The following is a 25,678-nucleotide window of genomic DNA, read 5'->3' as shown; positions in this document are numbered from 1 at the left end:
TGTCAGTTGTTAAGTCCCTCGCGCCTGTGACGCTCGGCACCGTGCTGATCGCAATCAGTCCGGCTTCATTGTCGGCTTCTGACGCTCAGGACCTCGCGTTCGCTTACGCTGACATGCCAATCAAACAGCTGAAAGACGTCTATTTGGATTGCGAGCGGGGAGGCCGCCGGTGCGCTGGGGCGCTCCGCATCTGCTGGTTACTGACGATAAGCTGGTCTACCTTATAGTCGGTGCGGCCCCGGCCTTCGGACTGTCAGTTGCGTTCGACCACCACGAATAGCCTCGCTTGGGAGCGTGTTGGCGTTCATGTTAAACCCATCGCCACGGCTAAACCCACGACAAGCGAAATGGCCAGGGCGACAAATACTGGAAGATGATGCATAACGGCTTCGTACCGACCGCCAAGACAACGGTCGACGAACGTTTGGAAACAGTCCCATCACGGTCCCACACATGGCTAACAAAAGGTTAACCATCTCATCGCTAGCGGGCTAGTGGAGAGGAAACTCGCTAGCCGCCCCTAAGGCCCCTCACGTCTCGTCACTGGTTCAGCCCTCCGGCCCCCGTCAAAAACCGAGCGTCCCGGATCATCCGCAACGTCGACAACGCCAAGACAGCCGGCGAGGAGCTGGTGAAGTGGACGAAGCGTGGCCCTGGGTGGGACCTCGCGGTGCGCGTTTGCATGGCCGTATATTCGACGAGATGGAAGCTGAGGAGGCCCGCAAGGCATTCCTGGCTGCTGCAAAAGAGGAGGGGACGTTACTCCCCCAATGGCAACTAGCCAGGAAAGCGGTTGAAATTTGGGAGGGACGATGCGGTCGCGCTCTCCCACGGTGGGTACGTCCTCGGCTATGTAAGTGGTGACCTCGATGAGAGCGCAGCTTGCCTCGATCGCGCGCTCGCTCTCAACCCGAACTTGGCAGCTGCCTTGGGCCTCAACAGCTGGGTGAAGGTTTGCTTGGGCGAGCCAGACAGAGCCGTCGAACACGCCGCGCTTGCGATGCGGCTGAGCCCATTTGATCCGCGCCTGTTCGCTTGGCAGTTCAACACTGGGCTCGCTCATTTCTGTGCTGGCCGCTACGGCGATGCCGTCGCGTGGGCTGGAAGGTCGTTGCGGCACCAACCAAACTACGCGAGCGCGATGCGCGTAGTGGCGGCGGGCCATGCCTGGGCGGGGCGGCTCGCGGAAGCCAGGGAAATGATCGCCCGCTATGCGCGTTCGACCCGGCGCTGCGGCTTTCGAATCTTGCCGACGTATTGCCGCCGTTCCGGCGATTGGACGATCGGAATAGGTATACCGAGGGCCTTCGTAGGGCGGGACTTCCAGAGTAACACGTATCAGTTTAAAGGGCGCCGTTGCGTCCACATTGATCGGGGCGATTTAAGGTGCCCGCATACGTGTGGATCTTCGCAATGTGGCAGGCACCTCAGCCTTGTTTGGTCCGCGAACGATGACTGCCCAACCGGTTGAGCACGGCCGGGTCTCTATCCCAAATGAACGAGACATGGTCCGATCTCCTGCGGTTTCGGTTGGCACGCCTTCTCAGCGCTTGCTGGTGATCGCAGCTTTGCGGGAAACAAGCGTTTGAAGGCCCGTCGTTTCGCTGGATCGCGGATCTGGCGCTGTTCACGACTGGCTGGTGCAAAAAACCTCTCGATTCCCACTGTCGTTCCAACTGCACATCAAACGCTGACGGCCGAGGTTTGGCCGTGCGGGGCTATCCCGGTCGCGCAAAATCCGAACTCAGGAGTGAATGACATGCAGGACGATACAATGGTCATGGAAAAGGCTTCCATGAAGAAGGCGCCGCGGGAGCCGAGGAACGGCGTTGATACGCCCACCCTTCTGGCCACCATCAACGCCGTCGCGGGCCAGCCGGAGCTTGCCAAGTTCCAGTTCCGTGCCAAAAGCCGGTGGATTGCAGGCACCCACAGCAGCAGCACGATGACCAACTTCTTCGGAGCCGGCGTCGAGCAGTCCCACGTGATGGCCTACCAGGCTGATAGCGACCATCCAGCGGTCCTGTGCGGCGCCGACAACGGCCCGACGCCGGTCGAATATCTTCTCCACGCGCTTGCTTCGGCAATACCGCGCAGTACGATGATCTCGCTCCACGGATCGCCACGTCCCCGTGCAAGCTCGAGCGCATGGCCCAGATTGGCCGCAGCTTCCGGCTCACACAGGCGCGCACGCACGCATGCGAGCACCGCGCGCGCGTGACATTCGAACTGGGCAAGATCGAGCCGCTCAGCCTCGGTCACCGCCATTTCCAAGGTGGCGCCCGCGTCGTAGTTGCGGCCGAGCAGGAATTCCGCGTGCCCAAGCATCGTCAACAGCCATGGCCGCAGAAGGATTGATGCGCTGGTCGCAGCTTCGGAGGACCACAACTGCAACGCCTCGACAAGCTCCGGCTCGGGCCCGCGCAGGACACCCACCACACCGGTGAAATAGGCGGCAGCGCAGCTGTCGATCGGGCGCGCCACTTCGGCCGCGACCTTCTGGAGTTCGGCAAGCGAACGCTCCGCATCGTCGAAACGGCCAAGGCGCGCTTCGGCCTGCGCGCGATGCCCCAGGTACCAAACCGCTCGCGCACCGAGCTGTCCGAAACGCTCCAGACGCCAAGCTTTGGTGAACCTCTCCTCATGCGGAACAAGCCGCTCGAGCACCTGCCGCGCCTCGCTGCGGATCAGAAGCGCCTGTGAGGCGGCCAGATCCGACTCGCTTATGCAGCGCTGCACGCCATTTGCCGTGGCGCCGCGCTTGAGTGTGTCGGCCGGTTCCAGCGCCTCCTCGTAGCGGCCATGGGAGCTGTTGAGATAGCTCAAATGGAGCAGCACCTCGGAGATGAGTTGCGGATCGCCCAGTTCCATGGCCAGTTCGCGCGCTTCCAACAGCTGCGGCAGCGCCTTCCGATAGGCACCCAGGGCGCCGTAGGCAGGCCGCATCCGCACCCGCAGGGCTATTGCTTGGGCGAGAGTTTTCGGATTTCGCGGCAACGCGGCGACTGCCTTGCGGGCGCGTTCTAGGAACTGGACGGCGGCGGAATAGGCCGAGCGTTCCTCAGCCCGACCCGCCGCTTGCAGCAGATAGTCCGCGGCAGGTTCCCACGCCTCGGCACGAAGCGCGTGCTCCGCCATTTCCTCGACGTGATGGTTCAGCGATCCGGCATAGAGCGTGTCCATCGCAAGCAGTGCACCCCGATGCAGCCTTTTTCGGTCCTCCGCCAGCAGGGATTCGTAGGCCACCTTGAGCGTCAAGGCGTGCTTGAACGTATATTCCACGTTAGGATAGCTCTGGACCTCGAACAGGAATTCCAGACTCTGCAGTTTGGCCAGGCATGATTCCAGTTCGGCATCCGGCAGCGGCGAGAGCGCGCTCAGCAGCGGATATGGAACATTCTTACCGATAACCGAAGCGACTTGGAGTACCTGCCTTTCCGAGTCACCCAGCTGCTGGATACGTGCGGCGATGAGCGACTGAACCGTCGAGGGGATGGTGATGGAGTCCACCGGCGTCTTGAGCTCGTAGCGGCCCGAATGGCCGACAAGTGCACCGTCCGCAACCAGTCCGCGCACCATTTCTTCCAGAAAGAGCGGTGTGCCCTCGGCCCGCTCGGCAAGTGTTTTCCGCAGTTCACCCAGGCTGGGATCGGATCCCAGTAATTCGGTGAGGAACTGGTCCATCTCGTCCCGCGCGAACCGCTCCAGCCTCATCTGCTGAAAATAGCCGCGGCGGTTCCATTCATGCCGGTACTGCGGCCTATAGGTGGCGAGAAGCATGATGCGGTTGGCGCCCATCACTTCGACCAGCCTGTTGACCACGGCCTCGCTCTCAGCATCGATCCAGTGCAGATCCTCTATAAGCATGGCGACGGGCGAGGCTCGGCTCAAGGCAACCAGAAAAGCGCTCATCGCCTCGGATACCCGTGAGGTCCGCTCCCGCGCATCGAGATGCAGCCACGCAGAATCGTTGACCGGCAGGTCCGCGAGGAATGAAAGCGGCGCCGCATGACGTGGATCCAGGTCCAGTTCCGCCTGCTTAAGGGCAAACAGGCGCTGGGCGTCCGCCAAGCCGTCCTCGCCGCGAATGCCACAAGCCGAGAGCAACAGCTTCTTTACAGTGCCTAGAGCGACCGATGAATCAAACTCCAGACCGCCGCATTCAAGGACAGTAAAACCAGCAACCTCGTCGAGGGAGAGAAATTCGTGGGCAAGTCTCGACTTGCCCATGCCGGGATCGGCGACGATGCCAATGATCTGGCCGTGGCCCTCCCTGACCCGGCGCCAAGTTGCAAGAAGCATTTTGAGCTCAAGCTCGCGCGCCACCAATCCGGTAAGGCCGCGGTTGGCCCTCAGGTGCCAGCGCGACAGAGCGTGGTTCTCGCCCAACAATTCGTAAATACGTTCGTCACGGCCAAGTTGCGGATGCTCCGAATGCGCTAAGCGGTGCATCTGCACATAGCCTCCGGCGGCTGCGCGCGCCCGGGCCGTTGCGGCGATCGTCGCACGGTGCAAGGCACGCATCAGCCGGTTGGCTGCACGCGGCGCGGCGCCGGCCAGTTCAACCTTGCTGCCTTCGCTCGTCCATTGTTGCCGCACGATGACCTCGCCGGTGTCTATTCCGGCCCTCAACCGGGTGCCGCCGTGGGAGAGCTCCTCCACGGCTAGCTTAGCCGCGAGCGCGGCGCGGCACGCAAGATACGCGTGATCCTCTGTGGCGCGAGCAAGGCCGAATGCTGCCGTGATTGTCCCGTCAGCAGACGATGTGATGGTACCGCCATGGCTCTCCACGACCTGTATCAAGCGATCCTCGAGGGGCTGGAATTCGCGGATCGCCACCTCCGGATCTTCTGTTTCGAGGAGATGCATGGGACTGACCACTTCCGCGGCAAGCACGGTTATGTACTGCCGAGAGCGGTTGATTCCCAAGGACGCCGGAGGACCCGCGAGTTGCTGCGTCTGTTCGGGGTCCGCAAGAAAACGACGCGTTTCATCCACAAAGGTTGCGAACGCTGGTTCGTGACCAAGCAGCACGTGATTGGCGCTATCGAGCGCAACGAAACGCGCGCCGGGGATTTTCCCAGCGATTGCCTGACCATGATCGAACGGAATGACGGCATCCCCAATGGCATGCATCACCAGGGTCGGAACGCGAACTCGGGGCAACAGGTCGTCCACATCGATGACGGCGCCTTCCTCGAAGATTCGATGGGCAATCTCCGGCGAGACGGTACTGCGTTGCAGCTCATTGTACCAATTCTTCTGTTCCGGCGTTGCTTCCGGAATGAAGAGGGAGGTGAACATCTGGCGGAATACCGGGTCGTCTTGGCCCCAGCCCTCCTGTATTAGCGCTCCCATGGCTTCGCGACGCGCTATTTCGCGCTGATTGCCTCGTTTGCGCCAGCCCATGGTAAATCCGCCATACAGAACCAATCCCGCCACCCCCACAGGATGCCATACGGCATACGCGATCGAGACGGCACACCCTTGGGAAATGCCAAGCAGGGATACGCGGCGCAGACCAGCGGCATCGATGATGCTCTCCAAGTCGGCGACCATGGCATCAAAGGAAAGGTCGGCGGGATACCGGTCTGATAGGCCGTTGCCGCGCTGGTCGTAGCGTATCAGCTGGTAGTGCGCGGAGAGGCCCTCGATCCAATGCTTCCACACCGGACTGTCCCATTCGAGCTCGAGATGGGACATCCAGTGGGCGGCCCTCACCAAAGGGGGACCTTGACCACTCAATGCGTAGGCCAGGCGCGCGCCGTCGGGTGTCGTGCACCGGCGGATCTCCTGCGCAAGCACCACTTCCGGCGGAGAAGCAAGCTGCATCTCCAGCGTAGGCAGAACCTGCGTCGAAGTGACGGTCTCACCCGCGGGAGCGATCTGAGTGTCCGTTCTCGTGGCGCTGCTTTGGACCATGGCGGACTGCCGTGCAGCCTCGCTTAGACGGCGGATGTCGGCTCGAAGTGCGCCGTCCTCGGGCTCCAGCGCCTGCAGGTCATGCGCGTACGGAAGCGCCCGAGCAGGGCAATCATCCGCCAGCCGGTCGACGAGCACGCGAAGGATGCGCAGACGCGTCACGTGTAGTTCGTCGGCAGTCGCAATGCGCCAGGCCTCGAATTCCGGACAGCGCGGCAATGAAAGGTCATCCAGGAAACGTCCGCGAAACGCTCGGGCGAGGGCCTCCAGTTGCTCCCGTTCAAGGGCCTCTATGTCGCGAGCGCCGAGACCCCGGAGAGGCGCGATGTCCAGCGTCATTTGGCTGGTGTTCAGGCGAACTGCGTTGCGGTCGGCTTGCAGGATCTCGCCCTGCCCGAGGTCGACGACCTGCCGTATCTTGGAGAGACTCCAGCGAAGAGCGCCGCGAGGATCGTCCGGTACCTCCCAGAACATTTCGCAAAGGCGCTCGCGCCGCTGCGGGCGCTCGACAAGCGCAAGATAGGCCAGCAGCGCCCGCGTCTTTTTCGAACGCGGCAAGGAAACGACCTCGCCATGGCGAAGGACGGTCAGATCTCCGAGGAGGCGAATTTCGAGCGACACTTTGCCGATCCCAGTGCGCCTGCTAAATTAGCGGTAGAATGTATCAAGTTCGTGCCGCTGCCGAAACCGTTCGTTTCAGAAACGCGAGCGATCTGACTTGCTCCTCGCTTCGGGGAGGTCGGCACGGAAAAGTCTACATGAAGCCGAACCGGAAGCGGATGGCGTCCGTGTTGCCTCGTTCTGGGTTGGTAGCGACGATGCGTCTCACGCCGCCGCCCGCATCCATCGGGGCAGCAGGCTGTCGGGATTTGCACATGCGCCGGGTGTGTAGTTTGCGCCAATAGACTCCAGCCGGGCGCCGAGCGTGCCGTCTCGCCATGCTGCAAGTGTATCTAGGCAGCCACCGAGATGCTCGCCGCCGACAAAGACCTGCGGAATTGTAGGCGAGCCAATCCGGGCTCTCAGGGCCTTTCGGATTTCTCCGTCCAGGCCGATCTTCTGGAATTCCGGGGTATCGATGTCGATGGACTTGTAGGCGATTCCGGCACGATCGAAGAGCTTTCTTACCGTCCAGCAGAATTCGCACCATGTCAGAGCGAACATGACTACCGGGTGCTCCAAATCATTGATCGCCTCATCAATAAACTCATGCGCCAACGGATCGATTTGGATGTCGTTCGCGGGCGCCGATGACAGCGCGAAGGATGGCGGCCGGTCGAAGCGGTAGCCGGGTGTAGAGTGAGAGATCGCCTCCTCGGCCTCCGACATTTCGTCGCTGATATGATCGAACAGGATCGTGCTGAGATACCGCTCGCCTGTGTCAGGCAACATGCAGAGCACGCTCTGGTCCGGGCCGGCGCGCCGAGCGATTTCCAGTGCCCCGCTCAAGGTTGCTCCGCCGGAGATGCCCGCCAATATTCCCTCTTCCTTCGCAAGCCGGCGTGCGACTTCTAGGGCGCTGGCACCTGAAACGGGCAGGATCTCGTCCACAAGGTTGTCGGCCATGGCATTGCCTACAATTTGCGGAATGAAATCTGGGCTCCACCCCTGCATCGGGTGTGGCCGGAAGCGGGTGTGCGCTCGTGTCGGCAGTCCGTGGTCGTCAAAGCTTTGGGGAATGCCGCTCGACAGCAGTGCCGAATTATCGGGCTCGCACACGATGATTCGCGTTTGCGGCCGCTCGCGCTTGAGCACTCGCGCCACACCGGCAAGAGTTCCGCCGGTCCCTGTGCCGGTGACCCAGTAATCGAGTGGACGGTCCTGAAAAGCCGCGAGAATTTCGAGCGCTGTCGTGCGGGCATGAATATCGGCGTTGACGGGCGTCTCGAATTGCCGGCAGAGGAACCAGCCGTGCGTTTCGGCCAGCTCGATCGCCTTGGCCAGCATGCCGCTGCCACGCTCGACGGCAGGTGTCAACACGACCTTGGCACCGAAGAAACGCATGAGCTTGCGGCGTTCGAGGCTGGCGTTTTCCGGCATGACGATAACAAGAGGATAGCGTTTCGTGGCGCAAACCATGGCGAGCCCAATGCCTGTGTTGCCACTCGTCGCCTCGATCACGGTCTGGCCAGGTCGAAGTAATCCAGAACGCTCCGCTTGTTGGATGACGGCGGCGGCAAAACGGTCCTTGACCGATCCGCCAGGATTGAACGCTTCGATCTTGGCATAGAGCGAGGCGGCGCCGTTGTTTATGCGCGAAAGGCGCACGACCGGCGTGTCACCGATCGTGTCGAGAATGCTGTCGTGGATTGGGCTCATCTCAGTTGGTCCTTGTTTAGCGACGGCGGCATTCCGTCCCTTTGATCTCTGAAATTGGCAGGAAAGCCGAGGTTTGCAGCGTTTGACCCAACGTGGAATTCAGCGATTCCAACGCTTGAATCAGTGGCCCACTGCAGGATCTGGAAGTCCGCCGCCGCATGGGGCCAGCGCTCTCGCACCGAACGACGCCAATACAGCCAGCACGGCCAGATTGGCTGCGCCCGCGGCAGATGCAATTAGGAAAGCGGGCCTATAGCTGCCGAAGTGGTCATAGACGAAGCCGCCGAAATAGCCGGCCATGCCCATGCCTACCCAGGCGATCAGCATGACAGTGCCGAGTGACTGGCCAAAGCGTTCGGCTGGCACAAACTGGCGTACGCAGAGGATCAGGCAGGTCATGTTTCCAGCAAAACCAAAACCGAAGACTGCCGACAGCACCAAGAGGCTCAGCTGCTGGTCTAGCGCGGGAAAAATCGCAACGCATGCCGTCTGAATGAAAGATGCCAGTGCATAGGCAGCAAGGTTGCCTGCCCGGTCGGCGAGGAGCCCGAATGCGATCCGCCCGGCGGCGCCGAACAGCATCGCGATCAACAGGCTGAGCGATCCGACATCCGAAGATCCGCACACGGCCGTGACGAAGCTCGTGAGGTGCATCAGCGGGACCCCCATGCAGGCGCAGCAGAGAAAGGCTGCCGCAGACAGGAGCGCCACGGGAGAAATCCGGCCACCTTGGAAAGCTGGCTCTGTTGAAAAACGCACGGGGACGGGAAGAACGTCGCCGAGGGGCGGCCTTTGAACCGCAGGCAGAAGGATCGCCAGCGCAGCCATTGTCGCCGCCGCCATCACCGCATATGCGAAGCGCCAGCCGACGCCATCAATCAAGGCATTCGCGGCGTACGGCAGTATGCCTTGACCTAGGGCTCCTCCTGCTGTGACGGTCCCCACGGCGAGGCCCCGGCGGCGGTCGAACCAGAGCCCGGTTACCGCAAGTACCGGCGCATAAAGACAGGCAAAGCCGAGCCCGCCCAGCGCGAAATTGGCGGCATAGATCTGCCAGAGCGAAGTTGCGAAGGACATCGCGGCAAGCGCTATCACCATACCTGCCGAGCCGATGAACAGCAGGTTTCTGGTATTCAGGCGATCGGACAACCGGCCCCAGAACAGCCCGCCCAAGGCCATGCCGACGCTTGACAGCGTGTAGGCAAGGCTAATATCGGCTCGCGACCAGCCAAACTCCGCCTCAAGCGGCCTGATAAAAACGGATGTCAGCGCGAGGCTACCAAATCCGAACGCCATGGCAGTCGTAGCACCGGCCGCAGCCAACAGGCCGCGCAGCCGCATTGTGTTACCCCGAACCTCGCTGTTTCCAGCCGCTGGTGATTGACGATTCGACATGTTTCTGCCCTCAGAACATCTTCGAAGCTGTCATCGCCCAGCGGTATGGAAGCAGGCGTGTGCATCAGCGTAGAAACTCCGGACCCGGCCGTGGAAACGGCCCACTTTGGACCTGCAATCTACCCGACAGGAGGGGCTGATACCGAGATCAGGCCTAATCGAGAATGGTAAATCCCCAGAACCAGACGAGGCGGACCAGTGATCGGATAGCCGGCGCCGTCTGACAGACGTTGCAGATATGCGGGCTCTGATGTAATTTAGCACTTGATCAAGTGAGAAATATGCCCGCTGCCGCGACGGCTTTTCTCCCTTTTTTGTCCCGGCAGATTGCATGCTCTCTAACGGACCTGGCTACCCCATGCGGTGTTCTTGTGGTCGCGAGGTAACAGCGTTTATGGGGTTGCCATGCTCCGACTTTGCGCAATCGTCGCAGCCTTCCTCCTTGCGAGCTTCACGACTTTTCACGCTTGCGCCGACCGAAGGGTCGCTTTTGTCATCGGCAATTCGGACTACCGACAATTCCCCGCGCTCAAGAACCCGGTCAAGGATGCCGAGGACGTGTCGAAAACATTTCGACTGGCAGGATTCGAGGTCTTCGTCGCAAGCGATCTGACGAAGCTGCAATTCGAAGAACAGTTCCGCAATTATCTTGCCGCCGTTGACGGCGCCGACCTTGCGGTCGTCTACTATTCCGGTCACGGTTTTCAGATCGGCGGCGAAAATTTCCTGATCCCGGTCGATGCCTCCTTGAAGGAGGCGGCGGACATCGAGGTCCAGGCCATCAAGCTCAACGATGTGCTGGGACAATTGCGTTCGAAATCGAAGATCCAGGTGATCATCCTCGATGCCTGCCGCAACAATCCGTTTCCGCGCAAGAACTACTGGCTGAGAGACCAGCTCATTGCCACCGGTAACGCCGGGCTCGCCCAGGTCAAAAGCTCGCTGAACACGCTGATTGCATTTGCCACCGAACCCGGGGCGGCGGCGTATGACGGGGCCGGCGAACTCAGCCCGTTTTCGGCGGCGTTTTCCCGTCGCGCGCTAGCGCCTAACCAGGAAATCCGCACCGTAATGGCGGCGGTACGCCGCGATGTGGTGGAAGCTACAAACGGCCTCCAAGTTCCCTGGGAGAACTCATCACTGATTGACGAAGTCGTGCTGATGCGCCGCAGCAGTCGCCCCGCACTGCCGCCGGTGCTGGAGAAGGTCGTGCTGTCGGGTGTTGGACCCGTCGGCTTGGGTCTGCCCGAACCGGTAGACATCGACGGCGGCACGATCACCCTGAGCATTGAAAGACCGCCTGCCCTGGGGCGCCTGATGCTGGACGGCAACCCCGTCAGGGTGGGCGTGCCGATTCAGGGCAAGGACCTCCCGCGCTTGCAGATGGACGTTCCCAAGGGTGTCGCTGCGCAGGAAGAGGTGGATATGCTGGCCTATGCCACGCATGACAATTGGGGCGGTCAAACCCAGGGCATTCTGGTGTTTCGGGTCAAGAGCGGCAAAGGCCCACAGGGTAAACAGATCATGGCCTCGCTCGAGGCCGAGCAGAAGCAGAAGGTATTGCAGCGTGGCATTCATATCACCGGTGCGGCAGAAGCGATCGAAAACCGCGACATCGATGTTCCCATGGGCGTCGGTCCGGTCTTCCTGAAGCTTGACTTCCCGACCGAAGATCCCGCTGTCACGCTGAAAGTTTCGAAATATCCGACAACGGGAACGCTCTCGCTGCCCGATCGAACCCTGTCGCCCCAGTCGAGCCTGATGGCCGCAGAGGTCGATCGACTGCGCTACGAGCCACAGATCGGCGCCGAAGCCACGGTCGAGGTCGGCTTCGAGATTCGGGCGGACAGCAGCTCATCAAAGCCAGCCACGATGAAACTCTCGCCAATAGTCGATCCTTGCGATACGGCTGCCGGCGAACCTCTGGACCTGCAAGGCGTCGTCCCCGGCCTGCTGCCGAACGAAATTGGCGCCAGCGCGGTAGAGCTTTGCGAGACCGCCGTGAAGGCTTATCCCGACGTTGCGCGCTTCCGCTATGAACTTGGGCGCGCGCTCCTTGCGGCAGGCAAGGTCGATGAGGGCAGGACAGCCATCGAGCAAGCCGCCAAGAAGGGACACGTACGTGCCGTGTTCGAGCTAGGCTACATGTATGCGACCGGAACCGGAATGGCCGTCGACCGCGCACAGGCCAACGCGCTTTACGCCGCTGCGTCCGACAAGGGGGATCCCTACGGCATGACGTCGTGGGGTCGCGCCTTGTTCAATGGGTATGGCGTCAAGCCCGACACGGCCAAGGGCTTGGACCTGCTGCTCAAGGCAGCGGCGATGGGCCATACCTATGCAATGAACGATCTGGCCGCGATCTTCACCGAGGGCCGCAACGGCGTGACCGCTGACCAAGCCCGCGCCGTTGCGTTCCTGCAGGCCGGCGTCCAGCGGCAGGATATGTATTCTATGAACCTGCTCGGCCGCAATTACTTGTCTGGGCAGGGCGTTGAGAAGGATCCGAAGACGGCGCTGGCGCTGTTTCAGCAGGCAATCGATCTCGGCCAGCCCTATGCGCCCGGCAGCCTCGCACGCATGTATCGGGACGGTGTCGGTGTGGAACGGAGCCTCGCGGAAGCGCAGCGATTGTTCGAAATCGGGATCGCACGGGGTGACCCGTTCGCAGCTTACGATCGCGCGGCTCTCGAAATGCAAAAAGGCGACAAGGCCGATCAGGGTCATGTCGTGCGTTTCCTTGCGTTTGCGGCTGCGCTCGATGTGCGCAAGGAACTGCCGGACGCCCAAAGAGCGCTGGCAAAGTTCGGTCCGAAGCCAAAAACAGCGGCCTTGAAGCAGCTGCGCCAGGAACTGAAATCGAATTTTCCCCGGTCGGGTTCACTGGACACGCAACTGGTTAACGCGGCCAGACGGGCTTGGGAAGAAGCCAATCCGCGTCGGGACTTGTTTTGACTGAGGAGGAGGCAATGGCAGGCAGAGTATTGAAACAGGCAATACTTGGAACAGCGTTATCCGGCATCATGGTGGGCCTCATGGGTTGCACCTCCCTGGTCCCTAGGGTTGAACCGACGCCGCTGGTCGCCACGCCCGCGCCAAAGGTTCTTCGCAGAGTTCCCCCGCCAAAGGTCGTCCGCAGGGTTGCTCCGTCAAAGGTCGTCAAGCCTGCTCCCAGGAGGGCCGCCAAGAAAGTGATCATACCGGTTGAGGAGGAGCCTGTTCCTGCGCCTGTGTTCATTCCTCCTTCGGGCGGGAGCGGCGGGAGCGGTGGGAGCGGCGGGAGCGGCGGCGGGGGAGGCGGCTGGGGAGGATGATCAGCTCAAGTTGTGAGGGCCAAGAAGGATCGCAGAGCCCAGAAGACAAGCTGCCTTGTGTTTGGAAAATCTGCGACGGGTTGTTTCTCCCGTTCATCAAGGACGAAAGAAACGCGAAGGCTGGCATCTGATTGAGGGTCGGAAAAGCGCGGCGCGCCGGTTGTCGCACATCACTAGGCGGTCTCGAGCCGGCTGAACCGAACCGGAATGAGTTTCCGGGTCTCGAGCTGCCCTGCCGCATCCTTGTCGATGACAGTCAGAAACTGTGCTTCTTTAGATCCCAAAGGCAGTACCAGCCGTCCCCCCGGCTTGAGTTGCGTCAGAAAAGCCGGCGGTGTCTGCTCAGCCGCCGCCGTGACCAGGATTTTGTCGAATGGGGCGTGCTCGGGCCAGCCGCGAGACCCGTCTCCGACACGAATGCCGACATTGGATAAGCCGAGGTCATGCAGGAGAGCCTCCGCACGGCTTGCGAATTCCTCGATGATTTCTACGCTCCAAACTTGCCCGGCGAGTCCCGCGAGGATTGCGGTTTGGTAGCCCAGGCCGGTGCCGATCTCGAGCACCGCCTCGTGCGGTTGGGGAGCAAGAAGATCGATCATGAGGGCGACGATGAACGGCTGCGAGACGGTTTTATCGAAGCCGATCGGCAGCGGCATGTCCTGGTAGGCGTAAGGTGCAACCGAAGCTGGCACGAAGAGATGCCGCGGCAATCGCCGCATCGCTGCCATCACCCGTTCATCGAGCGCCGCCTTGCCGAGTTCTTCGCTTGCAAGGTCGGTATGGATTGCAATCATCTCGACCATGTGCCTGCGTAGGATGGCCAGGTGCTCTTCGTTCATAGGCTTCATGACGGTGGGACTTTCCTCAACCAGCTTGCTGCCAGAGAGCCTTATATCCTGTTCGTCACAGTAGCGCCCGCTATCGTTTCCAACACGGGTGTCCAGGGCAGGGGTGGGTGACCGTCTTGGCAGTCAAGGGCGCTGTGTAGTTCACGTCCCTGTCCGGGTTATCCTCGGAGAGAATGGCCGGGCGACTTGTGCTGAAAATTCATGGCGAGTGTCAGAAAAGGTTCGTCTTGCCGTGGGTCAACCGTAGTGAAGTTTCGGTTTGGGCTCGGTGCCGGTGAATTTGACGCCGATGCGGTCGTTGCGACGCCAACGAACTTCCGATCTATAGGCAACTCCATCGACCGACACGTAGAGCAAGAAGCGATCGGGAACCCGAGCTTCGGGCGCGACCTTCAGCTCGGCGCCCCCCTCATGCTGATTGCGCAAGGTGCAGCTGATCTCGGAATTCTGGATCCCGGTGATGATCGTCCCGCCCTTTAGCACACGTGGGCGGCGCTCGCGCCGATGCTCGTCGGAACTCTGATCAAGTGGATTGGCGGTGTTTGCCATCGATAAAATGCCAGATCTGCCGAAATTCACCCTTAAGTATAAAACACCGAACACAGACGCACAGCAATGGGCGATCATGTTGCTCAGGTATGTGGCATTCTAGGACATGCTCAGGTAATATCTAGCAAGGTTCCGCGTTGCCGACGTGTCGATCAGCACGGGTTCCAAGCTTCTGGTCGACGCCGGCCCCGTAGCCGTCGAACTCCACCTCCTGAATCCAAGCATCGCCGTGGGGCGGCTTCTCGATCAGGGTCGGCATCAAGGCTCAATGAACTCTAGCCGGCCGGTGCTGGCGTGCGGTGCCAGACGCATCGACCATTCCGGGGCGCCTTACAGCTTCTACACAGCGGAATTGCCGCCACGTACTTCATTCGCATGTATCATTACATTAGGTCTAGCTCATATACTCACAGTCAAGCGAGCACTCCCAAAGGCTCGCTGGTCAGGCCCAGCGGTCTACCCTCACCGCAAGCCGCTGGGCCGCTAGAACGAGCGCAACGGATGGCGCCGACTTCATGACGAGGATTAAAATCGGGGTCAATTGAATGTGTACGTTTGCTGCAAATGTTCCGGGCCGGAGCCCTTGCTCGTTCGAGGGTTCGAATGCTGGAGATGCAGGCGTGGCCAAGAAGCCGTCTATTGCCGGTTTAGCCAAAGACTTGTCTAATGTTGCGCTCACATTCAATTGTCCGAATTGCTCGCATCCGGCGGTAAGGAAAGGCTCTGCACTAAGAACGATTGCGCACTTCAGATGCCACGGGTGCAACGCCAAGGTGCGGATCACTTATCAGCAGAAGCTAGCAATCTTCGAAAAGCACAGGCTATCGGCCGCCCGAGGCGCGCTGCGACAACTCAACTCTGCTTTGCGGTAAGCCTAGCGGCTTCGCCCAACGTCATGTGCGGCACGGCGCTGTCACCCCAATCTGATCCCAAAAGTCCAGCCGCGAGGCGTTGCGTAGACCCTCGTCGCCGCGCAGTGCTTACGCGGCCAATCAGTCCCGGCTTGATCCATTGAGTGGCTGGGCGCTTCGTGCACTTTGGCGACGGCCCGGCATGCTCATGCACCCGTTTCCATAGCTCGCGGATCATTCGGGGTCGAATTAAGAGGCGAATGCGGGGCTTGCCAAGCTCGCGCTCAATGCCGAGCAGTTGGCCGAGCGCGGCCGCCGGACTTGTGCCCGTCGGGGCACTCTTTGCTGAAGTTGCCCCGTGATCGAGACTGGCAGGACTAATGTCCCCAGAGTCGGACTTTTTGCTCCAGGACCACCGTTTTCCTTCGCAGACTCAGCCAGGGATCACGTCATGCGCTGGGACTGTCAGGAGTTCTGTGCGAGGCCATGACGATGGAAGGAAAGAATCATCACATGGCTATCGGGAAAGAATTTCTGGACCAGCTGCTTGCCGGTCGTGATCCGAACGAGGTTTTCGCCAAGGGGGTTGCTTGACGACCTGAAGAAGGCGCTTTCGGAGCGCATTTTGAACGCCGAGCTCGACGAGCACTTCGATGAGGAGAGCACCGAGAGGAACGTCAATCGCGCAAAGGCCATTCGCGGAAGTCGGTGCTGACGGGCACATCGAAGATGACGCTGACTATCCCGCGCACCGTGCCGGAACCTTCGATCCGAAGCTGATCGCCAAATATCAGCGCCGCTTTCCAGACTTCGCGATGGACGCGTTCGAAACTGCGGCCAAGCATCTCGACAATGGCTATGACCGGCCGGCATTTGCTGCGGCGGCAGAGTAGCAGATGTCAGGCGTTCAAGATTTCGCTTCCTTGGCGGCGGTCAGAAATGCCGCGCGGGCTACCTCCGGGGCGCTTCCACCGCCGAGCACCTTCATGCAGGCCATTCGTGCCTGGATGCGGCGCCCCGTCTCTCCAATGGGCCAATCATACAGCAGCATTTCGGCGGCCTCGCGGGTGCTCGAAACACTGACTTTGCCCGAGGACAGCAACAGGGTCACGGGCTTTTCGAACGTGCCGACGTCTCGTTCGCTGGTCATGTTCTGGTTTCCTTTCGCGGTGTCCCTACGACCCTACGGGCGAACACCACATTTCGTTGCGTCACGATTGACCCGGTGCGCGAACATTCGGTGAGAAGCTCCTTGCGACTGCATGCCCTTGGGGCATTCCTGCCGGCATTGCCGAGGGGTGAGAATGTTAATCCTCGGCCTCGACATCGCATGCGCTTGGTATGAGCCCGGCTCATCGCTCTCGATCAAGACTGGCCTGATCAAAGCCATCGGCGAGAACGCCGAGGAGCAGGGGATCGCTCGGTTGCCAGCTTCGCGCCATGATCAAGGCAACAGGCCCGACTTTGTGTCGATCGAGCAGCCGATGGCCAACGTGGTCTCATTCAAAACGTGGTCTCATTCAGGAAGACCGCCAGACGCTTACGCCCCCAGCGACGAGCAAACTGCTAACCCGATCGCCTTGCAGCGCGAGGGGCTGGCCTGCGCCGCTGCGGCCATCATCAGCGACGGCTACGGTATCCACTGGGAAACAATCCCTTTGTCGACGCAGCGGAAGCATTTCCTTGGCATGGGCTGCTCGCCCGGCTTTGACCACGCCATGTAGAAGCGCACTGCGGTCGAGCGCTGCCGCCAGCGAAGCGTGTCAGGGGTTCAAATTGCGAGAGCGCGTCACCTACATCGACTCGCCGCCGCCGAGGGGAGGGCTGCTCGTAAAGGCCGGTTGCGAATGCGCCATGTGCTGATTCCGGTAATGGAATGCGGCCTTGTCCGGATCCTAGACACGCTGCTCAATGTCGGCGCAAACAAAGGATTGGGCTGCATTTGCCGGCGTGTCATTGCCGACCTTGCCGTAGCTTCCAAGGACAGTCTTGACGAGCGCTTCTCGGTCGAGGACGTGTTCAGCGCCACGCGCAGATCGTTGTTGTTGTCAAAGGGCTGTCGCAGCGGGCTACCATATAGTAGTGCGCGCACCTGTGACTTGAAGGTAAGCTGCTGCGATAAGAGACATGGCTTGAGGCGGGCGTACGGGCACGGCCTGGCGCTTCCTCAAGGATTGAGATGATCGTTCATTTAGTAGACGGCACATACGAGTTGTTTCGCCACTTCTATGGCCAACGCCGGTTCAACAACGGCCAAGACAGGCCGTTTGGCGCCGTCGTTGGCGTGCTGAACACCCTGCTGGAGATGATCGAGAATGGCGCCACACACATTGGGGTAGCGACAGATCATGTAATCGAGTCGTTCAGAAATCAGCTCTGGCCCGGCTACAAGACCGGGGATGGCATCGAGCCGGCATTGCTCGCGCAGTTCCATCCTCTTGAGAAAGCCCTGGCGGCCATGGGAGTGGCGGTCTGGCCGATGATCGACCTAGAAGCCGACGACGCGCTGGCATCCGCGGCACGGAGCGCGGCTGCCGATGAGCGCGTGCAGAAGGTATGCATCTGGACGCCTGACAAGGATCTCGCGCAGTGCGTGCGAGGTGACCATGTGGTCCAGGTAGACCGAAGGACCCAGAAAATTCGCGATGCCACCGGCGTACGCGAGAAGTTCGGAGTTGAGCCGGCTCTGATTCCAGATTTCCTAGCGCTCGTCGGTGATGCCGCGGATGGCTACCCGGGTCTCGAGGGCATCGGCCTGGTGTCGGCCGCCCGGCTGCTTGGCCGCTATGGCCCTCTTGAAAGCTTTCCGCCTGAAGCCCTCGGCCGGCGTAGAGAGCTCGCACTTTTGTTCAAGAATCTCGCCACGCTGCGTACGGACGCTCGGCTTTTTGAGAATGTCGAAGAGCTGCGCTGGCGCGGCCCGACCAATGCGTTCGAGACGTGCGTAATCCAGCTAAATGATGCCCGGCTCCTCGCACGTGCGCTTAAAGCTCCCCGTAACTGACTTCGGACGCGAGGTCTGGAAGCGGCCTTTGGAAGGCCAGCGCCGATTCCCCAATCGCACAGGGGCACGGTAGGCGCGGCAACAGTCTTGAAGAACTCAGCCCAACGTTCCGGCGGGTGACAGGCGCTCACGTAGCATCTGAGTTGTCGATTCACGTTCAATGGCAAAGCGTGTCACACCTACGCACCTACGACCTAGATACAAGGCGGTCGCGTCCGGGTCGTGCCCCGCTGAGTGGTATAGCTCGGCGGTGACGAAGCCGCTCGGTCGCTCCGTGGGCGCGCCCTCAGTAAGAGGGAGCAGCATCTGAACCCTGCTTTGCCTTTCCCGTGATGGGAAGATACAAGACAACCTCATATATGCTCGATAGGCCTGTAAGGTGACGGCCATCTAAGACCGTCATTGGCGCCAAGCGAAGTTGCAGCAGATGCACAGTAAGGCGCTAGGTTTTGCGCTCGTCCAAACGTGACTGCTTGTTGGCGGCATCGGCCGATCCGCCCAGCGTGTCCGCGACCGTGGCACCTCGCGCCCCCATCGGTTGCTGCGCACCTGTGGTGGTGTCCTTGACTGTCTGATGCTCCATCTCAGCATTCAGCTCCGCACCTACAATCAGGATGATCACGGAAATCCAGGTCCACATCATCAAGCCGATGACCGCCCCCAGGGCTCCGTAGGTCGCGTTGTAGTTAGCGAAGTTCTCAAGATAAAAAGAGAAACCCACCGAGACTGCGATCCAAACCACAGCCGAGAGGAATGCCCCCCATGTGGCCCATCGCCACTTTGCCTTTTCGCGGCTAGGGCCGTAGCGGTAGATCAGCGTAATTCCGATTCCGACCATGATCAGCAAAACCGGCCACCGCAAGATCCGCACAAGGGTTTCCGTCCAGCCGCCGAGGTTCACCAGCGCAAGCATTGCGGGTACGATCCCGACCGAGATGATAAGGCCGATGCCAATGAGGATGGCGCCAAGGGTGAATCCCAAGGCCAGGAGATTCAGATGGATAAAGCCGCGCTTTTCAGTCTCCTCGTAAGCGATGTTCATTGCTTCAAACAGCGTCTTGATGCCGCTGTTGGCGCTCCACAGTGCGACCGCGAGACCGAAGATAAACCCAAAGCTGAGCGTGCTAGTGTTCTGAGCGGCCAATGAGTTAAGTTGCGATCTGATAAGATCCAAACCGCCCGAAGGCAGTATGCCGCCAAGGAATGAAATGTGCTCGGCGACCGTCTGAGGATCGGCGACGAAGCCGTAAATGGACACGAAGGCGGCAAGCGCTGGAAACAGGGCAAGAAGCAGGTAGAACGTGGCTCCGGCCGCGATCAACATGACGCGGTCCTCCATTACCTCAGCGAACACCCGCCACAGTACATCCCTCCAGCCGCGGCCGGAAATTTGCGATGGCCGTTCGGCATTGCGTCCGCGGCCCTCTTTGTCTGCTTGTCCAGCCCGCCGCTCCAGTTGCATTTGGTTTTCGTTGGAATCTTCGGCTTTGTTGTTCGACATGACTGCAGTCCGTCGCATCTTCCTCGACGGCAACGTTTAGGCGCGCCAATAGATGCAGGTGCAGACCTGCGCTCGCAAATAATCATCCGCCAGCTGCAGAAATACCGGCCATCTAACAACGACACTGCCCCGACTCTGACTCACGACCGCTTCCGAGGGCCGGAGTAGGGCTGTCCTGTCTCGCCTCGAGGGGCTATCTGACCACATCGTTCCGGCCGGTATCAGCACCGGCTGGCGCCATGTCCGGCGGCCTGTTCCACAGCAGCGACTTTGAAATCGTGGATGCGTTTCCAGAACGTCATGACGCATGACGCACGAAGTCACGATCGCCATGCTGCAGGACCCTGGTTCGGCTGGCAAGCCAGACGAAAGTGAAACACGCGCCGGCCATGACGTGAAGGTCCTTCCGGTCTCAGGCGACAAGGACACGGGAAAACCTGCCCCGCCCAGGTGAAGCTCTTGCGCGGCCGCTGGAACGAAACATCCCTCGATGAGGTCTGTTCGTTTCCGAATGGAAAATTTGACGATCAGGTCGATGCTTTCGCCGACGCTGCAAGCGAGCTCGCACTCGGATCGACCTTCACCCATGACAATATCTGACGGTCGAGACCACCGAAGCTGATTTTAATCAAAATGCTCTGGCAGGGCCTTCAACTGCTCGGTCGTCATTTGTGTGATAGCATGCACGGTGCCGTCTTCGTCCCGCATAAAATCGAGCTGAGTTGCATATAAGGCCACGCGCTTTGAGCCTATGCCGAGGAACCCACCAACATCGAAGACGACCTGCGCATGCTCGCCCGTTCCATGGATGTGGTCGACTGAACTGATTTCCTCATCGTCGCGACCGTAGATGGTGGCTCCCTCAACAACGTCTGCGCGCAGTTCAGAACTCGAAAGCCGTACGTGATTGGTGTGGTCCATTTTTGGAGGCTCCTCTCCGGTTGGACTGAGGTAACCCCCGACAGGGCCAACCGTTCCGAACCGTCGTTCACGAGTGTCGTTCGCGGATGGGCACCGAGCGGGGATATGGCAGGCGCCTTGGCTGTCTCCGATCCCCTAAACGAGCTGGCGTTGAGTTCGAGCATCCGGTTTGGGGTCGTCTGTCGTGGCGGTTCGACTTGCAAACACCGAAGTAGGTCGGCCTGCCTGCTTAACCGCCTGAAAAACGCGCCCGAGCCGCGGCGGCAACTGTGCGCTATTTTGACATTTCGACCTTGCGGTGTCGGATTATTTGCATGCGAACGAGTTTTGCGAGGCTATCCTCCCCCTTCTTCAACGTACCATTCTGGGAGGAATGCATGGGTCCCCATGAGCAACATGCCGTTGAAATCGTGAGGACGAAAGAGTGGTCGGTTCGCGTGACGGTCAACGGCGCTACGATCACGGTCCCTTTCACAGCTGAGAGCTACGCGCGCTCGTTTGCAGATGGTGAGGCGTTCCGCCTCGGCGTTCAGGTGGAGCTCAGGAAGCCGGCGTAGTCGCGCCGTTTTGTCGGTAACGTGTGGCTCCGACCAGCTCACTACATCCTGCCGCGCGAGGTCAGGTGAAAGAGCCAGGCGGCGGCGGCTTGGCGGCCGCAATGGGGGCCCCCAACTCGCAACCTGCATCGTGGCCCCGAACCGCTGAAGAAAGTCGCGGAGCCGGCCCTTTGATTACAGTGGCTTCGACTGCGGCCACAGCTGCGTGCTGTTTCGTCGCGTTCGTCAGGTACTCAGGAGTACGCTGGGACGAGCCTCGTTTCGCGTAATGGCAACGCCATAGTGAGACGCAGGCCGCCGGGATTGTAATGCATTTCGATTTTCGCATTGCATTGCACCGTAACGACCCTTTCCAGCAATGTCGTTCCAAAGCCTCGTCGACTCGGCGGCTGCACAATGGGACCATTCCGCTCCTGCCAATGGAGATGCAGGATCTGCTCACCTGCGGAATCCGCTATCCACCATTGCACATCGAGGCGGCCTTCCGGGCGCGACAAGGCGCCGAATTTTGCTGAGTTGGAGGCAAGTTCATGAAACGCCATGCCCACAGGTATCGCAAGGTCGGCGACGAGGGCCACATTGGGACCACGTAGTGATATTCGCGGCTCGCCATAGATCTCGTAGTGGCTCAGTTCCGTCTCAAGCAATCTCTGTAATGAGGCCGTCTGCCAATAGTCGTCTGTAAGCATTGAATGCGTGTTGGCAAGGGACACGATTCTTGCGGAGAAATCACGCACGAAGCTGTCGACGCTATCGCTGGACCGGGCCGTCGCTCCCATCATCGCTCGCACATTGGCCAGGGTGTTTTTGACCCGGTGATGAAGCTCGAGGATCAACAGCTTTTGACGGTCAGCGACCTCCTGTTTTTGTTCGAGGTGGGACTTGACCTCGAGCTGGCGTGCACGCGCACGCAACGCCGACCTCACCGAATTGGCCAGACTTGAGGCCAGGAAAGGCCTTTCGAGAACGATGAGATACCGATCTAGAAACGCAAGACGCTTGTCGAATTCTGTTCCCCGCATGACCAGAAGAACCACTGGAAAATCGGACCACGCAGGTTGGTTGCGCAGCCAGGCGGCGAATTGGCTCCGGTCGGAATTGATGAGCGCCTCTTCGGCGACGACAAGGCAGTGTGCGCTGTCGAGAAACCCCAAAACCTCTTCCAGATTGGCACAGATGCGTGTGCCGATCCCGTGTTTTGCTAAGATCGAGGCCGCTAGCTGAGCGTCTCGACCAACCGGGGCGAGCACGAGTACGACGGGTTCTTTCGGCGTCATGGCTTCTTGTCAGCGAGCAGGTCGCTTTGTTTGCCCTCAAAAAAGGGCACGCCTGTAAGTATTCCCCTGAATTGGTCGAGCGGCTCGCCGACAGCTATGCCCTGGCTGCTGACCATGAATTCACGGATCGTGTCCTCGTGAGGACCAACCCGCCTCTTCACCACCGAAATCGCTCGCCGGATGCGACCGCCACTTTCGAAAAACCTCAGCAACATCACTGCATCAGACAGATAGGTCATGTCGATTGGGGCCGCCGTCTGGCCGATCAGCCCGTGATTGGCGAGCAGCAGGATCGTGACGATGCCCTTCTGGTTGAGGTAGGTGAGAATTTCATGCATCTGCAGCACAAGATGCTGCTCTTGGGACATCGAATTCAGATATCCCGTGAGGCTGTCGATCACTACGATCCGGGCATCAAACCGCTCGACTGCGAACTGAATCTTTGATGACAATTCGCCGGGTGAAAGGTCCGCCGGGTCGATCTGTTCGAGCAGGAGCATTCCGTCTTGCAGGAAGGGCTTGAGATCCATACCGAGACCAGCTGCACGTCCCAGGAAAATGCGGTCAGTCTCATCGAACAGCAGAACCAGGGCGCGCTCACCGCGCCCGAGCGCTGCATGACAGTAGGAGCAGGCTATGGTCGACTTCCCCACACCTGAAGGGCCGATCAAGAGCGTGCTTGTGCCCCGATCGAGGCCGCCGCCGAGCAGAGCGTCCACGCCATGTCCGCTTAAGGCCGGCGATCCGTGCTCGGCTTCAGGGTGCTCGGCGGCGACCAGTCGCGGAAAGACCGTGATCCCGCCCGGTCGGATAACGAAGTCGTGGTAACCGCCACGTATTTGCACCCCACGCATCTTGATCACCCGTAAGCGCCGCCGCTCGCCACCGTATATCGGAGTCAATTGCTCCATGCGGATCACGCCATGGCTGATCGAATGCAGGTTGAGGTCATCCTGCTCGGCCGTGAGGTCGTCGAGTAACAAGACCGTCGCGTGGTTGAGCAGAAAGAAGCTTTTCAGCGCCAGGACCTGCCGACGGTAGCGTAGTGAGCCCTGCGAGAGCAGCCGGATTTCTGAAAGCGAATCGAATACGACGCGCTGTGGCTTAATACGGTCGATCTCAGCCAAGGCCGCCTGCACGGTCTCTCCGAGTTCCAGGTCAGAAGAATGCACGAGTGTCTGCAGCTGGGAAGGATCAAGGCTGAGTTCTGGAGGAACGAGTTCCAGAATTTCTATCCCGCCCAGAGTCCAGCCGTGCCTGCTTGCCACGGATATGAGTTCGCGCTTGCTTTCGGATAGCGTAATATAGAGGCAGTTTTCGCCTTGCGAGGCCCCCTTGATAAGGAACTGAAGCCCGAGCGTGGTCTTGCCCGAACCAGGCCTTCCCTCAACGAGGTGTGACCGAAATTTGGCATAACCCCCGCGCAAAACATAGTCGAGGCCTTCTACCCCGGTCGCTAATGGTGAGGCGTCATCTTCGTTCACGTTGACGTTGCCCCTCATGTACGTTGCTGAACAGCGTAACGATTGTCAGTTTTGATGGTTCCAGAGGGCCGCACTACGCTGGATAAGGACAAGAGCCTCCCCTACAAACTGCTCACGACGCCGTTCGTGTCGGTGAGAACAATTCTGCCGGAGCGCGCAAGGCGGCGCAGGCGCTGCCAGCGATTGCTGGCGAGCGCGGGCTCCATATTCTGGCGGCGATCAATCTCGATGCGATCGCCGACGACGGTGACGGCAACAAGGGTTGCGTCATCGCGCTTGGAACGGTCGGCAAGCTGCTTCCGACGGCCCACGTCGGCGTTCCCGCGCATAGCGGTTTCTCCTGAATGGGCTGAACGCCGCGACTGTTGCCGCTGCCATAGCGGCCCGTGTGGAATGGGTCTCTGAGCTTACCGATAATGCCTAATTCCTTCTGGGCACACCTTGCTCAATATGCGCGACGGCAAGTCCCGCTATGACGTAACGACGCCGGCTACGGCGTTCGCCGGCTTTAACGTTCTGAGCTATCGACGGAGCCCGGACGAGGTGCTTGATTGCATTGACCGGCTTTGCGCCGATGCTGCTTTTGCCTGCCTGCCGGAACTGAAGCAGCGCCGGCATTGCCAGCACGGCAGCGCAGCGATCGATCTCGTCGAAACAATTCCGCTGCATCGTTACAAGGCACTGCTGGACCGTCTCGATGCGGTAACAACATCAAGGCTTGGCACCGTCGGCGCGTCTCTTGGCGCGGGCGATCTCCCGCTGCCCCGAGCAATGCCTGCTGGTTACCGAAGAGGCATGGCGATTGAGCCGCTTGCCGGGACCGGCAATCGTCACCCGCTTCGGCTCGACACCCTATCTGCCAACGAACCTTTCCGACAGGCCGGCAGCGGCGAGGTTGCGCGAGATTGCCTTGCACATCGCAGCCGGCGCAACCGCACGCTATGATCTCGGCGATCGGCTGTGCGGATTGTTTCGCCGGCATCTCGAGATGAGCTTCTTTGGCGAGGCCACCGCATCCAGTCTCGACGTCGTCGCCCGCAACATGCCGATGTGGCGCGACGGCATTCGCTGGCCGAAATAAGGCGGGCTGGCCAACATTCTTACCATCAATATCGGCCCGTGGGGACGAGACTACCACACCCCGCTCGAGCGGCTTCACATCGGCTATGCTTTCGATGTCTTGCAGCAAGTCGTGAGTGATGTTTGTGCGGCGCTTCTTGCAAGGCAGGCGTAGCGCGCGGAAGCAGCAACTCGATACCTCGCCAGGAGCAAATCTGGAAGCCGAGGTTGCATGCCAGATCAGTCCTGAGGCATGTCGTCGCCGTGAAGAGAGTCTCAAGAACAGCTTCGCCAGCGCACCTCGAAAACCGGCTACCGCTATGACGAAGTGTTGGGAGGCTCGTCCGACTCCGCCAAACGATCGCGAATGGCTTGCTCCGTTTTGCTTGCCGTCTTTTTCACGACTTTTTCGACGCGGTCGACCAACGTCTCGGCGTCGCCGCTGGAACCCTGTCGGTCAGCCTCTTCCTTTACAGTCTCATATGCCTCGGCGGCGACCTGCTTGGCTTGCTCCACGCCTTCTTCAAAGACTTCCTCGGCACTGTCACGAAGCTTGTCGCGGTAGGGGCCGAGTTGCGCGTCTTCCGCGGCGGTGTGAGGCAGCATCACGCCGATGGCGGTGCCCACGGCAAGGCCCACCGCGGCCATTGCCAGAGGTTCGCGCTGGAACAGGTCCT

20 protein-coding genes and 2 pseudogenes are annotated in these 25,678 nt (G+C 60.3%); 8 read left to right on the top strand and 14 right to left on the bottom strand.

Annotated elements, in window-relative coordinates; all coding sequences use genetic code 11:
- Positions 1-227, top strand: a 227-nt coding sequence (locus NKH42_RS29635) for a hypothetical protein (RefSeq protein ID WP_352757107.1), incomplete at its 5' end; no start/stop codon positions are given.
- A gap of 1,456 nt (positions 228-1,683) precedes the next feature.
- On the opposite strand, the gene NKH42_RS29630 is transcribed toward NKH42_RS29635, so the two are convergent.
- The 4 genes from NKH42_RS29630 to NKH42_RS29615 form a co-directional block, all read right to left on the bottom strand.
- Complete coding sequence (locus tag NKH42_RS29630; RefSeq protein ID WP_352974709.1) at positions 1,684-1,953, bottom strand: hypothetical protein; 270 nt, start codon at positions 1,951-1,953, stop codon at positions 1,684-1,686.
- 39 nt (positions 1,954-1,992) lie between these two features.
- Positions 1,993-6,543, bottom strand: a complete 4,551-nt coding sequence (locus tag NKH42_RS29625) for an alpha/beta fold hydrolase (RefSeq protein ID WP_352974708.1) — start codon at positions 6,541-6,543, stop codon at positions 1,993-1,995.
- Positions 6,544-6,747: 204 nt separating this feature from the next.
- The gene (cysK, locus tag NKH42_RS29620; protein ID WP_352509288.1) at positions 6,748-8,241 is read right to left on the bottom strand and encodes a cysteine synthase A; all 1,494 of its coding nucleotides are present in this window, start codon (positions 8,239-8,241) and stop codon (positions 6,748-6,750) included.
- A 120-nt stretch (positions 8,242-8,361) separates the two neighbouring features.
- Positions 8,362-9,636, bottom strand: coding sequence for an MFS transporter (locus NKH42_RS29615; protein WP_352479182.1), 1,275 nt, complete (start codon positions 9,634-9,636; stop codon positions 8,362-8,364).
- 405 nt (positions 9,637-10,041) lie between these two features.
- Here NKH42_RS29615 and NKH42_RS29610 point away from each other — a divergent pair, with 405 nt between their 5' ends.
- Positions 10,042-12,591, top strand: coding sequence for a caspase family protein (locus tag NKH42_RS29610; protein ID WP_352479183.1), 2,550 nt, complete (start codon positions 10,042-10,044; stop codon positions 12,589-12,591).
- Between the two features lie 532 nt (positions 12,592-13,123).
- Here the strand turns inward: NKH42_RS29610 and NKH42_RS29605 are convergent.
- From NKH42_RS29605 to NKH42_RS29595, 3 genes are all read right to left on the bottom strand, one after another.
- The gene (locus tag NKH42_RS29605) at positions 13,124-13,798 is read right to left on the bottom strand and encodes a protein-L-isoaspartate(D-aspartate) O-methyltransferase (protein ID WP_352691667.1); all 675 of its coding nucleotides are present in this window, start codon (positions 13,796-13,798) and stop codon (positions 13,124-13,126) included.
- A gap of 237 nt (positions 13,799-14,035) precedes the next feature.
- Entirely contained in the window at positions 14,036-14,347 is a 312-nt protein-coding gene (locus NKH42_RS29600; protein WP_352479185.1) for a PilZ domain-containing protein, read from the bottom strand.
- A gap of 121 nt (positions 14,348-14,468) precedes the next feature.
- Entirely contained in the window at positions 14,469-14,606 is a 138-nt protein-coding gene (locus NKH42_RS29595) for a hypothetical protein (RefSeq protein WP_352753354.1), read from the bottom strand.
- A gap of 1,105 nt (positions 14,607-15,711) precedes the next feature.
- Here NKH42_RS29595 and NKH42_RS29590 point away from each other — a divergent pair.
- A pseudogene (locus tag NKH42_RS29590) lies at positions 15,712-16,010 on the top strand (transposase); the annotation flags it as partial.
- A gap of 95 nt (positions 16,011-16,105) precedes the next feature.
- On the opposite strand, the gene NKH42_RS29585 reads toward NKH42_RS29590, so the two are convergent.
- Positions 16,106-16,348, bottom strand: a complete 243-nt coding sequence (locus tag NKH42_RS29585) for a DUF982 domain-containing protein (protein ID WP_352974705.1) — start codon at positions 16,346-16,348, stop codon at positions 16,106-16,108.
- Between the two features lie 154 nt (positions 16,349-16,502).
- Here NKH42_RS29585 and NKH42_RS29580 point away from each other — a divergent pair, with 154 nt between their 5' ends.
- On the top strand, positions 16,503-16,922 hold the full coding sequence (locus NKH42_RS29580) for a hypothetical protein (protein ID WP_352509292.1): 420 nt from the start codon (positions 16,503-16,505) through the stop codon (positions 16,920-16,922).
- Between the two features lie 455 nt (positions 16,923-17,377).
- The gene (locus tag NKH42_RS29575; protein WP_352479191.1) at positions 17,378-18,202 is read left to right on the top strand and encodes a 5'-3' exonuclease; all 825 of its coding nucleotides are present in this window, start codon (positions 17,378-17,380) and stop codon (positions 18,200-18,202) included.
- A 442-nt stretch (positions 18,203-18,644) separates the two neighbouring features.
- Here NKH42_RS29575 and NKH42_RS29570 read toward each other — a convergent pair whose 3' ends face one another.
- Positions 18,645-19,703, bottom strand: coding sequence for a YihY/virulence factor BrkB family protein (locus NKH42_RS29570; protein ID WP_352509293.1), 1,059 nt, complete (start codon positions 19,701-19,703; stop codon positions 18,645-18,647).
- A 459-nt stretch (positions 19,704-20,162) separates the two neighbouring features.
- Here NKH42_RS29570 and NKH42_RS29565 point away from each other — a divergent pair, with 459 nt between their 5' ends.
- Positions 20,163-20,303 (top strand): hypothetical protein, encoded by a 141-nt coding sequence (locus NKH42_RS29565; protein ID WP_352974704.1) that lies wholly within the window; start codon positions 20,163-20,165, stop codon positions 20,301-20,303.
- A gap of 24 nt (positions 20,304-20,327) precedes the next feature.
- Here the strand turns inward: NKH42_RS29565 and NKH42_RS29560 are convergent, their stop codons facing one another.
- The 4 genes from NKH42_RS29560 to NKH42_RS29545 all read right to left on the bottom strand — a co-directional run bounded on the left by NKH42_RS29560 (position 20,328) and on the right by NKH42_RS29545 (position 24,271).
- Positions 20,328-20,624 carry a PRC-barrel domain containing protein gene (locus tag NKH42_RS29560; RefSeq protein ID WP_352479193.1) on the bottom strand — a complete coding sequence of 99 codons (297 nt, stop codon included), beginning with the start codon at positions 20,622-20,624 and terminating at the stop codon, positions 20,328-20,330.
- A 790-nt stretch (positions 20,625-21,414) separates the two neighbouring features.
- A complete protein-coding gene (locus tag NKH42_RS29555; RefSeq protein WP_352509294.1) occupies positions 21,415-22,458 on the bottom strand; it encodes a sensor histidine kinase in 1,044 nt (347 codons plus the stop codon).
- Positions 22,455-23,960: an ATPase domain-containing protein gene (locus NKH42_RS29550; protein WP_352509295.1), complete on the bottom strand. Its 1,506-nt coding sequence runs from the start codon at positions 23,958-23,960 to the stop codon at positions 22,455-22,457. Before NKH42_RS29550 ends, NKH42_RS29555 begins: the two co-directional genes overlap by 4 nt.
- Positions 23,961-24,043: 83 nt before the next feature.
- Positions 24,044-24,271 (bottom strand): hypothetical protein, encoded by a 228-nt coding sequence (locus NKH42_RS29545; protein WP_352509296.1) that lies wholly within the window; start codon positions 24,269-24,271, stop codon positions 24,044-24,046.
- 112 nt (positions 24,272-24,383) lie between these two features.
- Between NKH42_RS29545 and NKH42_RS29540 the strand changes: the two genes are divergently transcribed.
- Together NKH42_RS29540 and NKH42_RS29535 are read left to right on the top strand one after the other, a co-directional pair.
- On the top strand, positions 24,384-24,887 hold the full coding sequence (locus NKH42_RS29540) for a hypothetical protein (RefSeq protein ID WP_352753356.1): 504 nt from the start codon (positions 24,384-24,386) through the stop codon (positions 24,885-24,887).
- Positions 24,853-25,023: a hypothetical protein gene (locus NKH42_RS29535; protein ID WP_352509299.1), complete on the top strand. Its 171-nt coding sequence runs from the start codon at positions 24,853-24,855 to the stop codon at positions 25,021-25,023. Before NKH42_RS29540 ends, NKH42_RS29535 begins: the two co-directional genes overlap by 35 nt.
- 296 nt (positions 25,024-25,319) lie before the next feature.
- On the opposite strand, the pseudogene NKH42_RS29530 reads toward NKH42_RS29535, so the two are convergent.
- Positions 25,320-25,678, bottom strand: a pseudogene (locus NKH42_RS29530) (hypothetical protein); the annotation flags it as partial.

Source organism: Mesorhizobium sp. M1142 (genome assembly GCF_040318565.1).
In the GTDB taxonomy this organism is placed as follows: Bacteria; Pseudomonadota; Alphaproteobacteria; order Rhizobiales; family Rhizobiaceae; genus Mesorhizobium.
The sequence above is the reverse complement of the archived record's forward strand: the minus strand, read 5'-3'. Positions and strand labels throughout refer to the sequence as shown.